Source organism: Janthinobacterium sp. HH104 (genome assembly GCF_001758715.1).
GTDB lineage: Bacteria > Pseudomonadota > Gammaproteobacteria > Burkholderiales > Burkholderiaceae_D > Janthinobacterium > Janthinobacterium aestuarii.
In genome coordinates this window covers 27,512-39,021 of the sequence record NZ_LRIB01000020.1, presented here as the reverse complement: position 1 = coordinate 39,021, position 11,510 = coordinate 27,512, and the positions used below count along the sequence as shown (strand labels likewise).

14 protein-coding genes are annotated in these 11,510 nt (G+C 62.5%); 5 read left to right on the top strand and 9 right to left on the bottom strand.

Features of this window, described 5'->3' with window-relative positions:
* The first annotated feature begins 52 nt into the window (after positions 1-52).
* Complete coding sequence (gene cadR, locus JAB6_RS05625) at positions 53-484, top strand: Cd(II)/Pb(II)-responsive transcriptional regulator (protein WP_070301697.1); 432 nt, start codon at positions 53-55, stop codon at positions 482-484.
* A 10-nt stretch (positions 485-494) separates the two neighbouring features.
* Positions 495-1,577, top strand: a complete 1,083-nt coding sequence (locus tag JAB6_RS05620) for a hypothetical protein (protein WP_070301696.1) — start codon at positions 495-497, stop codon at positions 1,575-1,577.
* Here JAB6_RS05620 and JAB6_RS05615 read toward each other — a convergent pair.
* From JAB6_RS05615 to JAB6_RS05585, 7 genes are all read right to left on the bottom strand, one after another.
* Positions 1,571-3,124, bottom strand: a complete 1,554-nt coding sequence (locus JAB6_RS05615) for a methyl-accepting chemotaxis protein (protein WP_235194178.1) — start codon at positions 3,122-3,124, stop codon at positions 1,571-1,573. The two genes, JAB6_RS05620 and JAB6_RS05615, sit on opposite strands and share 7 nt — an antisense overlap.
* Positions 3,125-3,196: 72 nt before the next feature.
* A complete protein-coding gene (locus JAB6_RS05610; RefSeq protein WP_034748249.1) occupies positions 3,197-3,664 on the bottom strand; it encodes a cache domain-containing protein in 468 nt (155 codons plus the stop codon).
* A 239-nt stretch (positions 3,665-3,903) separates the two neighbouring features.
* Entirely contained in the window at positions 3,904-4,341 is a 438-nt protein-coding gene (locus JAB6_RS05605; RefSeq protein ID WP_070301695.1) for a hypothetical protein, read from the bottom strand.
* Between the two features lie 13 nt (positions 4,342-4,354).
* Positions 4,355-4,741, bottom strand: coding sequence for a hypothetical protein (locus tag JAB6_RS05600; protein ID WP_070301694.1), 387 nt, complete (start codon positions 4,739-4,741; stop codon positions 4,355-4,357).
* 111 nt (positions 4,742-4,852) lie between these two features.
* Positions 4,853-5,404 (bottom strand): DUF4142 domain-containing protein, encoded by a 552-nt coding sequence (locus tag JAB6_RS05595; RefSeq protein ID WP_070301693.1) that lies wholly within the window; start codon positions 5,402-5,404, stop codon positions 4,853-4,855.
* Positions 5,405-5,504: 100 nt separating this feature from the next.
* On the bottom strand, positions 5,505-6,158 hold the full coding sequence (locus JAB6_RS05590) for an SMI1/KNR4 family protein (protein WP_070301692.1): 654 nt from the start codon (positions 6,156-6,158) through the stop codon (positions 5,505-5,507).
* Positions 6,155-6,559 carry a MerR family transcriptional regulator gene (locus JAB6_RS05585; RefSeq protein WP_051990904.1) on the bottom strand — a complete coding sequence of 135 codons (405 nt, stop codon included), beginning with the start codon at positions 6,557-6,559 and terminating at the stop codon, positions 6,155-6,157. The genes JAB6_RS05590 and JAB6_RS05585 overlap by 4 nt, the downstream gene beginning before the upstream one ends.
* A 154-nt stretch (positions 6,560-6,713) precedes the next feature.
* Here JAB6_RS05585 and JAB6_RS05580 point away from each other — a divergent pair, with 154 nt between their 5' ends.
* A complete protein-coding gene (locus tag JAB6_RS05580) occupies positions 6,714-7,508 on the top strand; it encodes an SDR family oxidoreductase (protein WP_070301691.1) in 795 nt (264 codons plus the stop codon).
* Positions 7,509-7,511: 3 nt separating this feature from the next.
* On the opposite strand, the gene JAB6_RS05575 is transcribed toward JAB6_RS05580, so the two are convergent.
* The gene (locus JAB6_RS05575; protein WP_254671485.1) at positions 7,512-8,420 is read right to left on the bottom strand and encodes a LysR family transcriptional regulator; all 909 of its coding nucleotides are present in this window, start codon (positions 8,418-8,420) and stop codon (positions 7,512-7,514) included.
* A gap of 101 nt (positions 8,421-8,521) precedes the next feature.
* On the opposite strand from JAB6_RS05575, the gene JAB6_RS05570 reads away from it, so the two are divergent.
* Positions 8,522-9,982 (top strand): amidase, encoded by a 1,461-nt coding sequence (locus JAB6_RS05570; protein WP_070301689.1) that lies wholly within the window; start codon positions 8,522-8,524, stop codon positions 9,980-9,982.
* 92 nt (positions 9,983-10,074) lie between these two features.
* Here JAB6_RS05570 and JAB6_RS05565 read toward each other — a convergent pair whose 3' ends face one another.
* Positions 10,075-10,503, bottom strand: a complete 429-nt coding sequence (locus JAB6_RS05565) for a DUF2061 domain-containing protein (RefSeq protein WP_070301688.1) — start codon at positions 10,501-10,503, stop codon at positions 10,075-10,077.
* 207 nt (positions 10,504-10,710) lie between these two features.
* Here JAB6_RS05565 and JAB6_RS05560 point away from each other — a divergent pair, with 207 nt between their 5' ends.
* Complete coding sequence (locus JAB6_RS05560) at positions 10,711-11,484, top strand: hypothetical protein (RefSeq protein ID WP_070301687.1); 774 nt, start codon at positions 10,711-10,713, stop codon at positions 11,482-11,484.
* Positions 11,485-11,510 lie beyond the last annotated feature (26 nt).

Genomic DNA, 11,510 nt, shown 5'->3' with positions numbered 1-11,510 from the left:
TAGCCGCTACAGGGTCAAGCGCAATTTGCGCGAAAGAATGAAAGGAGATGCCATGCGTATCGGAGAACTGGCCAAACGGACGGATTGTGACGTGGAAACCGTGCGTTATTATGAAAAGGCGGGCTTGCTGCAGGAACCTGGCCGCAACAGCGCCGGCTACCGCGAATACCGCGAAGAACACCAGGAACGGCTGCAATTCATCCGCCATTGCCGCTCCCTGCAGATCGGCTTGACCGATATCCGCGCCTTGCTGGAATTTAAGAACAATCCGGCGGAAGGGTGCCAGAGCGTCAATGAATTGCTCGACCACCATATCTTGCGCATTGCCGAACAAATGGCGAATTTGCAAATATTGCAGCAGCAACTGGTGACCCTGCGCCACCAGTGCGACCAGTCGCAGCCGTCGCAAGACTGCGCGATCCTGCAAAACCTGTCCGAAGCAGCCAGCGGCCACGACTGCGCCTGCCACACCGAACTTCATTGACGATTGCTGCATGCTGAAACTGACACCTGGAAGAACTTTACTGGCTTTATCCCTGCTGTCGCCGCTCAGCCATGCCGCCGATGCGCCTGCGGCAGCCGGCCACTACCTGACCCTGTACGCCGCGCCCGGCGTGCCGCAGGACGATGACCCGTATACGTGGAGCACGGCTGGCGGCAAGCAGCTGACCAAAGGCGTGACGAAGGCCGACGGCCGCGCCTATGTCAAAGGGGAGGAGGGCGAAGACACGTATATTCTGAAAACCGTCAGCATGCGCTGGCAGTTGAAGGTGCCCGCCGCATGCTGGCAGGGGGTGCCGGACGCCTTCCAGCAATGCATGCAACTGGCCAAGACCACGAGCCGCTATGACGAAGAGCAAGAGGCGCGCAAGCTGGCGGAGCAGCAGAAAGAAGTCAAGATGCAGGCCAGGATCGCCGCTTATGCGGTGCAGGCCCGCGCCAACGACGATGATCTGGCTTGGCTGGGACGCTTGCCTTCGAACTGGACCCTGGAAAGCTATGGCAAGCGCCTGCTGGGCATCGGCGACAAGGTGGCCGGGCAGATTGCCAGCGCGCTCAAGGATGGCGGGCCCGATGCGCGCCAGTTCGTCTGCCGCGCGCCCGCTGACTATGGCCCCGTGCCGGACCAGGTCTTTGTTGAAGCGTGGATGGCATTGCCGGGCGATGTGCGCAAGGTGCGCGCCGGCCCCGCCTGGGATGCGCTGGTGGCGGCCGGCGAAAAAGGCAACTGGATGGCCCGATTGGAACTGTATTACGCCTTATCCAGCGTCAATGTTCACGCACTGAGCTTGCTGGAACAGTACCGCATCGTGCAATTGATGGAATGGCTGCACAAGAAACAGGTGGGCGGCCTGTATGGCTACTTCAGCGCCGGCATACCTGTCACCCCTGGCAATTTGCCTAGCGCCACCTGGCGCAAGCAGGATCAGGCCTCGCTGTATGCGGCCATGCTGGGCAGTTACGAGGATCAGAACAGCCGTGGTAGCGCCTTGCAGACGGACCTGGACCCCGCGCTGGCCGAGGCGGGCAGGAAAATGCTGGCCTGCGCACAGGCTGCGATGCCGCAACGTTACTGACGGGGCAGCAACGGCGGGCCGCCATCGCCCAGGCGGAAGGCGTCAACCACGCGCAGCAAGTCATGCGCCTGGTCCTGCATGCTTTGCGCGGCGGCGGCCGATTGTTCGACGAGGGCGGCATTGCGCTGGGTCAATTCGTCCATTTCCGTGATGGCATTGTTGACTTCCTCGATGCCCTTGCTCTGGCGCTGGCTGGCCGCCGTGATGTCGTTCATGATTTCCGTCACCTGCTGGACGGAGGCGACGATATCTCCCATGGTGCGCCCGGCGCTGTCGGCCAGCTCGCTGCCCGTTTCTATCCTGGCCACGGAATCCTCGATCAGCTGCTTGATTTCGCGCGCCGCCGTGGCCGAACGCTGGGCCAGGCCCCGCACCTCCGTGGCGACGACGGCAAAGCCGCGCCCCTGTTCGCCCGCGCGCGCCGCTTCCACGGCCGCGTTCAGCGCGAGGATATTCGTCTGGAACGCGATGCCGTCGATAACGGCGATGATGTCGACGATGCGCCCGGAGCTGGCCTTGATCGAACCCATCGTCTCGACCACCTGGCCCACGACGCGCCCGCCCTCGAGCGCCACATTCGACGTCGACAGCACCATCTGGTTGGCCTGGTGCGCATGGCTGGCATTCTCGCGCACGGTATCCGTCAAGGCATGCATGGACGACGCCGTTTCTTGCAAGGAATGGGCTTGCGACTCGGTACGGGCCGACAAGTCCGCATTGCCCAGCGCGATTTCACTCGCTTCCACCGTGATGGTGGAGCCCGCCTGACGTATGTCGCCCAATAAAGTGTTCCAGTTCTTCAGCACGGTGGCGAGGGCCCGGGTCAGCTTGCCCACCTCGTCGTCGCCCCGGGCTTCGATGCGCGTGGTCAGGTCGCCGGCGGCCAGGCTTTCAGCCGCGCGGCAGGCGTCATCGATGGGCCCGACCACGGAGCGCGCCACCCATGTGGCGATCAGGGCCAGCAAGGCAAAGCCGACAGCCATGGTGCCCAGCGACAGCCAGCCGGCGCGTTGGCCCGCATTTTTTGTTTCCTGCAAGGCCACAACCGTGCGCTGGTCGAGGTTGAGCAGTACCTGGCGCAGCTGCCCGCGCACTTGCTGGTAGTGTCCGGCGGCATTTTGCATCGCGGCCACGCCCGTGTTCGGGTCCATGGACGCCAGGTCCAGCGCCTGCGCCACGCTGGCACGGTAGCGCTCGACACCGGGCAGCGCCTGACCCGCTTCCGTGGCGGCGCCCGAGAATTTCTGCAGCTCCTTCAAGCCTTGCGCGATGGCGTTCAGCTGGCCATCCGTTTGCGCGCCGAATTGCTTGAACTGCTCTTCGGACAGGCTGGCCGCGATGGCGATCTTCGCGTACACGTCGGCATGTACCTGTCCCAAGGCAATAGCTTGCTGGTTAGCAAGCCGTTCGGCCGTCAGGGTGACGTCTTTCAGTTCGTGCATGCGCTGCTCATTCTGCTGCATGGCGAAGTAGGACAAGGCACCCATAGCCAGCAGGCAAGCCAGCGCGACCACCGGGACGATCAACATCTTCTGTGCGATTTTCATTGAGGCCCGTAGCGTTGAAAAGTTCGTTGAGAGATCGGTGTGCCATCCCGGCGCTGGCCGCGCGGCGGCCGGCTACAGGTAGATGCCGCCGCAGACGACGGAATCGGCCAGTTTCTCGCAGTACATCACCTTTGGCTCGATCTTCTTGGTTTCCGGGTTCGTGAATTTGTATTCCTGCCAGAACGTCCCCTTGCTCTTGGCCAGGTCGACTCGTTCCTTGACGAAGGCCTTGCCGTCGATATCCTTCAGCTCGATCAAGTTCTTGCCGACCATTTTCGGGTTGGCGCCATGCGCGGCGACCGTGCCGTCGAGTTTATAGACGACCAGGTACAGGTCGTGCAGGATGAATTGGGGTGACTTGGCCGTGATCTCGCCATACGCCTTGGCGTCGCCGGCGCTCTTGATATAGGCCACGCCTTTCTTGACCATCGCTTCGGCATCGGCGCGCGTGGCGCCGCCTTCGGCAGCGCTGGCGATACCGGGCAGCATCGCGGCGGCAAGCATGGCCGACAGGCAAATGGCAGGGGTGAACTTGGGCATGAGAATCTCCTTCACATTGCGGCAGGGGAAAGCCGGCGGGGAACCGGTGCGGTGAGGCGGCGCCTATCGAAGTGCCGACGTTTCATAGTAGCGCGATGCCAGCAGACATGCGCTGGTGCAACAGTATTTTTTTGAGTGGGGCGTTTTTGCAACGTCGCGTGCAAGTGGCCGCAATCGCGCTGACAGAGAGAAAAAGCGGCGGGAAGCTATCGTATCGATAGTGTGGCGGCCGCGCCGCGCTACCAGCTGGCCGGGTCTTCCGCCGCGGCGCGCGCCAGGTCGTCGCGCCAGTCCTGCTGTGCCAGCCGGTAAATGTCGGCGAAAAAAGCGCGCGGATCGTCCATTTCATCCCACACGGCGGGCAGGGCGTGTGTGCTCTCGGGGTCGTGCTCGAGGATGGCCTGGAAATCGAAAGCGGGGTCTTGCAACGCCTGCGCCAGCACGGCCACCAGCGCATGGCGGTGGCGGTAGCTGAGTTCCTTGTATTGGGACGTGATGTCGCGCCGTATCAGCGCCGCGCGCTGGACCGGGTCGTTCATGTTCCAGGTGGCGAGCTCCGCGCCCAGGGTGTGTTCGCGGTCATACACGTCGAAGGGACCGAGGAAATGATAGAGCGCGGGTTCATATGGCACGTCAACCCAGGGGCCGCGCAGGCCCTTTTGTTTTGCTTCTTGCATGATTACTTACCGTTCACGCGCATTCGGGCAAGGTCCAGCCTTCATCACCGAGGTCCGTCGGGTAGATGGCGCGGTTCTGGTTCTGGCCCCAGCGTGCATGGTCGAGGATGCCGTCTTCATGCATGTCGAGCACCCATTCCGTGCTTTCCAACAAGGTGCCATCCTTGTGGTACACGCGGAAGAAGGTGGATGTGCTCAGCGCACGCACGATGTTCTGCGGTACGCCATTGCCGTAGTGCGGCACATAGGTCTTGATCACGCACGTGCCCTGGTCGTTCCACTGCTGTGCATACACGGTGGCATTGCGCGCCGCGCTGACTTTGATGAAGAGCCAGCCTGCCAGCAGGAAGATGAGCAGGAAGGCGGCGGCGATCAGGCCGGTTTTCTTGAGTAGCTGCATGAGGTCATGGCATGGCCGAAAACGAAGTTGCCGCATTGTATGTCAAGAGCAGACATGCTTGCCGTACGGCACGTACAGCAAGCATGTCCCCGCTAATTGCCGTCAACTTGGCTATTTGCCCACTGCCGCATGCAAGGTATTCGCCATTTCCAGGTGATGTTGCAACGCTGGCAAGGTCTTCGCGGCAAAGGCCTTGATCTCGGGATCGCTGGCCTTTTGGCTGGCATCCGTAAACAGTTTCACGGCGTCCTTGTGCGCCGCCACGCCGATGGTGGCCGCATATTCCTTGTCGAACTGCGCACCTTCCAGGCGGCTCAACTTGTCGATCTGCGCCTGGTGTTTCTTGCCGGGCTGGTCGCTGACCTCGATCTGCTTGCTGCTGGCCAGCTGTTTCAGCTCGTCAGCCACTTTCGTGTGGTCCGTGACCATGGCATCGGCGAATTTCTTCACTTCCGCATTGGTGCTCTTGCTTTGCGCTACTTTGCTTGCGGCAATTTCCGTGCTGCCCGCGTCTGCGGCCTTGCTGAGGAATTGCTTGTCGTACGCGCCCGGTGCGGCAGCGGCGATGCTGTTGATGGCGATGCCGCTCAATAAGGCCACGGCGGCGCCGATGGCCACGCTTTTCAGGGAGGGGGTACGGGAACTGGTGGTAGGGATAGGCATGGCAAATCCTTTCGGGTGTGGTTTTTTCTACAAGCTGATGACAATGTTAAGCCAGCAGCCTGCGCACACCCATAGGACAGTCGCGATCATGTCCGTAGGACTAGTCCTGTTCGTTAGCGCACAATTCGACTTGTTTAAGAGCAAACAAAGCGGTGATGCCCGCATCGCGGCGCCAGGCGGGCATGCCGATATCGAGCCATTCTGCCATCGCGTCCAGGTGCGATGGTTCCGAAACGCTGTGTTCGAGTTCATCGAGCACCGTGTCGCGGTCGATGTACAGGCTGTCCAGCCAGGCGTCGAACGATGGCGCCAGTTCCATCAGGCCGTGGGCGCGCTTGCCCGTCCAGTCCGGCAATTCCTGCACATAGGCCAGCACGCGACCGCCGCCTTCGTCCGTCAGGTCCAGGTAGACCATGGAATTGCCGCCATCGCGGGCGAACGGCAGGATGCGCACGGGCATGTCCGTGTGCTTGCGCGCGGCGCGGATTTCGCCGACCAGTGTTTCATCGCAGAAATCGCCTTCATCGGCGCTGAAGAAGGTATTGAAGCCCATTTTTTCCACGCCGCCATTGCCGTCCGGCACATCACAGGTGTAGTCAAAACAGGCGCCGTTGGCCACTTTCAAGAACGCCAGGAAGGCCGCCGGCAAGGGCGCTTCCAGCAAGGCCTCGATGGCGGCGATCTGCCGCGCTGTGGGGGCAGGCTTGGCGTCCTCGATCGCCAGGTGGCGGTAGCGCGTGTAATAGTTGCTCATTGATTGTCCTTGTATTTATTCTTGTATTCCACTGGCGCCACATCGTTGCAGCCCGTCTCCACCTTGGCCAGCGCATCGACGAGGCCCGCGCGCAGCACGGCCATCGAGCGTGCCTTGTCGTCGATCTGGGCAATTTTCGTTTCCAGCATAGCTCGTTTGGTCTGCGCATCGAGCGCGTTTTCCTGCCAGACGGCAATCACGTCGGCGATTTCCTTCAAGGTAAAACCCAGCGCCTTGGCGTGGCCGATCAGCTCGATGCGCCGTAAGGCTTGCGCCGAATATTCCTTGTAGTTATTCGTCAGGCCCGGCTGCGGGGCTTCATCCAGCAGCCCCTGGCGCTCGTAGAAGCGGACCGTGTCCTTGCTGACGCCTGTCAGGCGGGTGATTTCTCCGATACGCATGGTTTTTTGACCTTCTACTAATTTGTGGGATGCGAAAAATGTGCATGGCAAGCCTATGCAACGCAGCCATGTGCACTTTTTTGCATTCCACGCTTGACCGTGGACTAAAGTCTACAGTTTACATTGAAAACTTCATCTACTCCACACCACTGCCATGACCGCTTTCAATTTCACCAACCAGACCGTGCTGATCACTGGCGCCTCGTCCGGCATCGGCCGCGTCTTTGCGGAAACCCTGGCCGCGCGCGGCGCCCATTTGCTGCTGCTGGCCCGTTCCGGCGCCGTGCTCGATAACTTGGCGAAGGAACTTTCTCAGCGCCACGGCATCCGCGCCCATGCGCTGGTGGCCGACCTGAGCCAGCCCGGCGCCGCAGCACAAGCTTATGCGCAAGCCTGGTCGCTGGGCATGGCGCCCGACGTACTGATCAATAACGCGGGATTCGCCACGCATGGCCGCTTCGAAAGCATCGACCTAGCGCGCCAGGCGGCTGAAGTGACCGTCAATTGCACTGCGCTCATGGAAATGACGCACTGCGCCTTGCCGCACATGCTGACAAAAGGGCGGGGCGCCATCATCAACGTGGCCTCCACGGCGGCCCTGCAGCCCGATCCCTACATGGCTGTGTATGGCGCCAGCAAGGCTTTCGTGCTGTCGTTCTCGGAAGCGCTGTGGGCGGAAAACCGCAGCCGCGGCGTGCGCGTACTGGCCCTGTGCCCGGGCGCCACGGAGACGGCCTTCTTCGACGTCGTGGCCGCGCCCGAAGCGGCCGTGGGCAAGCGCATGGATCCGCAAGCCGTCGTCGATGAAGCGCTGCGTGCGCTGGACCAGGGCCGCAGCAGCCATGTGGCGGGCAGGCCGAACCGGCTGCTGGCGTGGCTGCCGCGCTTGCTGCCCCGCCAGACCGTTCTGGGTATCGTGGAAGGCATGCTCAAACCGAAGGCAGCCTAGGGTTCAGAAGGCCATGATGCGTTCGCGCAACCAGCGGTGCGCCGGGTCCAGGTGCATGCGCTCGTGCCAGACCATGGCCATCTCGTAATCGGGCAGGCTGACGGGCGGCTCCCACGTGCGCAGGCCGCCCAGCGCGTTTTTCAGCAGGCGCGACGGCAGCAGGGCTACCATGTCGGACGCTGCCAGCAAGGGCGGGACGATGAGGAAATGCGGCACGGACAGCACCACCTTGCGCGTCCGGCCCAGCTGCTCCAGGGCCGTATCGACCTTGCTGCGGAAACCGCCGCCGTTGGGCGAGACGACGATGAATTCCAGCGCGCAGAACCGGTCGAGGTCGGGAGCCGTTTGCAGCAGCGGATGGTCGCGGCGGCCCGCCAGCACGTAGTGCTCGGTGAACAAGGTGCGGTGGCGCAAGCCGGGTGGCGCTTCTTCCTGCGCCAGGAAACCCAGGTCGACCTGGCCATTTTCCAGGTCTTGCGCCATGCGCGCCGGCACGGCCTCGAACACGGCCATGCGCGACAACGGCGCCTGCGCGCGCAGGGCGGGCAGCATGGGCAGCAGGATCGCATATTCGGTGGCGTCTGCCGCCGCCAGGTTCCAGCGCACCTCGGCCGTGGCCGGATCGAACGCCTGTTCCGGCTGCAAGACTTGCTCCAGCTGGGCCAGCACGGCTTGCAATGGTGCAAACAGGGCCAGCGCCCGGGCCGTGGGCAGCATGCCGCGCGGACCGGGCAAGAGCAGCGGATCGTCGAAGGCGGCGCGCAACTTGCCCAGCTGTACGCTGACGGAAGGCTGACTCAGGTGCAGCCGCGCGGCCGCCCGCGTCACGTTGCGCTCGATCAGCAAGGCATTCAGGGTCAGCAGCAGGTTCAAGTCCAGCTTGTGCAAATCCAATTTATGCAGATTGTTCACGACTATACCTTGTATATCAACTATTCATTTCCGCTATGATAGCGCAAGCCCTACAGTAGTTCCTGTGATTCTCACTCTTCATCTTTTACAGGAGCTAACTGATGCAACTACATGAATATACAAGCTTTGATGGACTGGGGCTGTCCCAACTAGTGCGCGATGGCGCCGTCTCTGCGGCGGAATTGCACGATGCGGCCGTGCGCGCCTGTACTGCCGTCAACCCGCACATCAACGCCGTGGTCGAGCTGTGGCCAGCCGATTTCACACACATCGACCACACGGCGCCGTTCGCCGGCGTGCCATTTTTGATCAAGGATGTGGCCGTCACCATGGCAGGCAAGCGCAGCGAAGCGGGCAGCCGCCTGGGCGCCGGCCATGTCGCCGCGTTGGATTCCCACCTGATGACGCAGTTCCGCCAGGCGGGACTAATCACCTTTGGCCGCACGAGCACGCCGGAAATGGCCTTTGCCACCACCACGGAACCCGTGCTCTACGGCGCCACGCGCAATCCCTGGAACGTGGCATTGAGCGCGGGCGGTTCCAGCGGCGGCGCGGCGGCGGCCGTCGCGGCCGGCATCGTGCCCCTGGCCCATGCGACTGACGCGGCCGGTTCCATCCGCGTGCCTGCCGCGTCGACGGGGCTGTTCGGCTTGAAACCGAGCCGTGGCCGTGTCTCGAACGGTCCCGCCATGGACGAAATTTTCAGCGGCCTGGGCGTGCAGCTGGGCGTGAGCCGCACCGTGCGCGACAGCGCCGCCTTGCTTGATTGCGTGCAGGGTGTGCTGCCGGGCGAGCCATATGTGACGGCTGCGCCCGGCCACAGCTGGCTGTCGCAAGTGAGCGTGGCGCCGGGCAAGCTGCGCATCGCTGTGCAGCGCGCCGCCTGCAATGGCACCCATCCCGTGCCAGCCATCGATGCCGCGCTGGACACGACCGTGCGCCTGCTGGAAAGCCTGGGCCACCACGTGGAAGAAGTCTCGCCCGCGCTGGGCGTGTCGTGGGAAGCGTTCGTGCAGGCGAACGCCAGCATCTGGTGCGCCAACCTGGTGCCGTGGATAGACGCCTTGGCGCAGGAAAGCGGGCGCGCCGTGTCGCTCGACACACTGGAAGCGGCGACCCTGGCCTGCTACCGCCATGGCAAGACGGTCTCGGCAGTCGATTTCGTGGCCGCCCTCGACGTGCGCAATACCGTCACGCGCCAGGCCGGCGCCTTGTTCGGCCAGTACGACGTGCTGCTGACGCCCACCATGGCGGATGTGCCGTGGCAGCTGGGCCGCTATGGCGAAAAGGAGGAAAAACTTGACGGTGTTGGCTGGACAGCGCGCCTGTTCGAGCATTCGCCGTACACGCCGCTGGCGAACGTGGCGGGCTTGCCGGCCATGTCCGTGCCGCTCGGCATGTCAAATGACGGTTTGCCGATCGGCATGCAGTTCATGGCCGGTTATGCGAACGATGGAATCTTGCTGCGCCTGGCGGGACAGCTGGAGCGAGCGGCGCCGTGGGTGCAAAAAAGGCCTCCCGTGTGGGCGGGCAAGGTGTCAGCATGCCATGAAGGCGGCTGAAACCGGCCGCCATATCGGCTTTAGCCTACGGCAAGAAGCCGGGGTCGGACCCGCCGGGTCCGGCCCCAGTCCTTGTTTTTGAGTGAAAAATATCAGGTGGGCAGCGTCGCCAGCGGCGCCGCGCCGCGGCTTTCCAGGCGAAAGCGGGCTTTTTCCCACAGCCGGTCGTGGAAGGGCAGGACGATCACGTTGCAGATCGGCTCGACCACGGCCAGCAAGCCGCCAAAGGCCATGGAACCGGTGGCCCAGTACATGACGCCGAACGCCACGCCCATGTGCAGGGTCGTCTGGCTGAGTTTTTCACCGGCCAGGGCGGCAAAGCCCAGGCGGCTGGCGGCGTAGCGGCGGCGGATGGCGTGCCAGGCTTTTTCATGCCATGGCAGCAGAGCCACGTTGATGATCGGTTCGATGATTGCTGCCAAGCCACCGAGCGCCAAGGAGCCCGTGAGCAAGTAGGCGAGGCCGAAGGCGATCGACATATGCGTGCAAACCTGGCTGAATGTTTTGATGGCTGTAAACAAGGGAGGCTCCTTTCTGTTGAATTCGCTTATCCTTGATTTAGATAGTAACGATTCTCATTTACAAAAGGAAGCAAAATATTTCAAACGGATCAATAGCTACAGACTATCGAAATATGAAATTGAATGATATCTGCCTGATCCCGTCCAAAACGCGCATTTGCTGCCTACACAGTAAACCAGCATGTGCTGGGGTTTCTGGAGAACAGCATGCCCACCCTTTTTGACGATGTACTGACCACGCCACAGCCCTGGTCGCAGCAAGTGATTGCCGAGTGGCGCGACGTTTTTCCTGCGCAACACGGCGCCAATCTCGATGATTTCGTCGTGCGCGAGCGCCTGCGGAGCAACGCTCTCATGGATATGCGCAGCGTCGTCGGCCAGTCGGACCACTATGCGGGCCAGTCGTGGCGCGACGCGGCGCTGACACCGCAATACAAACCGGGCAAGATGCGCGCCGTTTTTGCTCAATATGAACGCAATCCGGACTACTATTTCAACGGCGAACTCGACAATGGCATCGTGCTCAGTTCCATCGATGGCCACGATTGGTACACGGATGGCGGCGGCAACCACCGCACGGTGCTGGCGAAGTTCGCCTGCGACCGCATTGCGCGCCGCACCGGGCGCTATCCGCTCGTGCGCGGCGTGTCAACCTGCCACTATGAGCCGGACATGCAGGCCTGGCGCCTGTTCTGCCAGCTGCGGCAACGCCATGCGCAGCTCATTTCCGTGGCCGTCACGCGTGAAGACAGGCAAAGAACCGATGTGGCCGGCGCGACGGACATCACCTGGCGCCTGCGGTTCTTCGTGCTGGACCGGCGTTTTGGCGGTATTCCTCGCGCCGGGCATCTCGACGCTGCCTGCTTTTGCGCCTATGCCCGCCATGTGCTTGCCCATGACGGCAAGCCAAGCTGGCGCGACCGAGTGCTGGACCGCCTGATTGCCGACCCGGATCGTCTCGTGTACCAGCCCGTAGCGTAAGCACGCCTATCTATATAGTATGCAGG

Bases quoted from the DNA above. Each gene is read 5' to 3' on its own strand.
- JAB6_RS05615 (WP_235194178.1), bottom strand. From the start codon at position 3,124: ATGAAAATCGCACAGAAGATGTTGATCGTCCCGGTGGTCGCGCTGGCT.
- JAB6_RS05620 (WP_070301696.1), top strand. From the start codon at position 495: ATGCTGAAACTGACACCTGGAAGAACTTTACTGGCTTTATCCCTGCTG.
- JAB6_RS05580 (WP_070301691.1), top strand. From the start codon at position 6,714: ATGACCGCTTTCAATTTCACCAACCAGACCGTGCTGATCACTGGCGCC.
- JAB6_RS05610 (WP_034748249.1), bottom strand. From the start codon at position 3,664: ATGCCCAAGTTCACCCCTGCCATTTGCCTGTCGGCCATGCTTGCCGCC.
- JAB6_RS05590 (WP_070301692.1), bottom strand. From the start codon at position 6,158: ATGAGCAACTATTACACGCGCTACCGCCACCTGGCGATCGAGGACGCC.
- JAB6_RS05570 (WP_070301689.1), top strand. From the start codon at position 8,522: ATGCAACTACATGAATATACAAGCTTTGATGGACTGGGGCTGTCCCAA.
- cadR (WP_070301697.1), top strand. From the start codon at position 53: ATGCGTATCGGAGAACTGGCCAAACGGACGGATTGTGACGTGGAAACC.
- JAB6_RS05600 (WP_070301694.1), bottom strand. From the start codon at position 4,741: ATGCAGCTACTCAAGAAAACCGGCCTGATCGCCGCCGCCTTCCTGCTC.
- JAB6_RS05560 (WP_070301687.1), top strand. From the start codon at position 10,711: ATGCCCACCCTTTTTGACGATGTACTGACCACGCCACAGCCCTGGTCG.
- JAB6_RS05585 (WP_051990904.1), bottom strand. From the start codon at position 6,559: ATGCGTATCGGAGAAATCACCCGCCTGACAGGCGTCAGCAAGGACACG.
- JAB6_RS05605 (WP_070301695.1), bottom strand. From the start codon at position 4,341: ATGCAAGAAGCAAAACAAAAGGGCCTGCGCGGCCCCTGGGTTGACGTG.
- JAB6_RS05595 (WP_070301693.1), bottom strand. From the start codon at position 5,404: ATGCCTATCCCTACCACCAGTTCCCGTACCCCCTCCCTGAAAAGCGTG.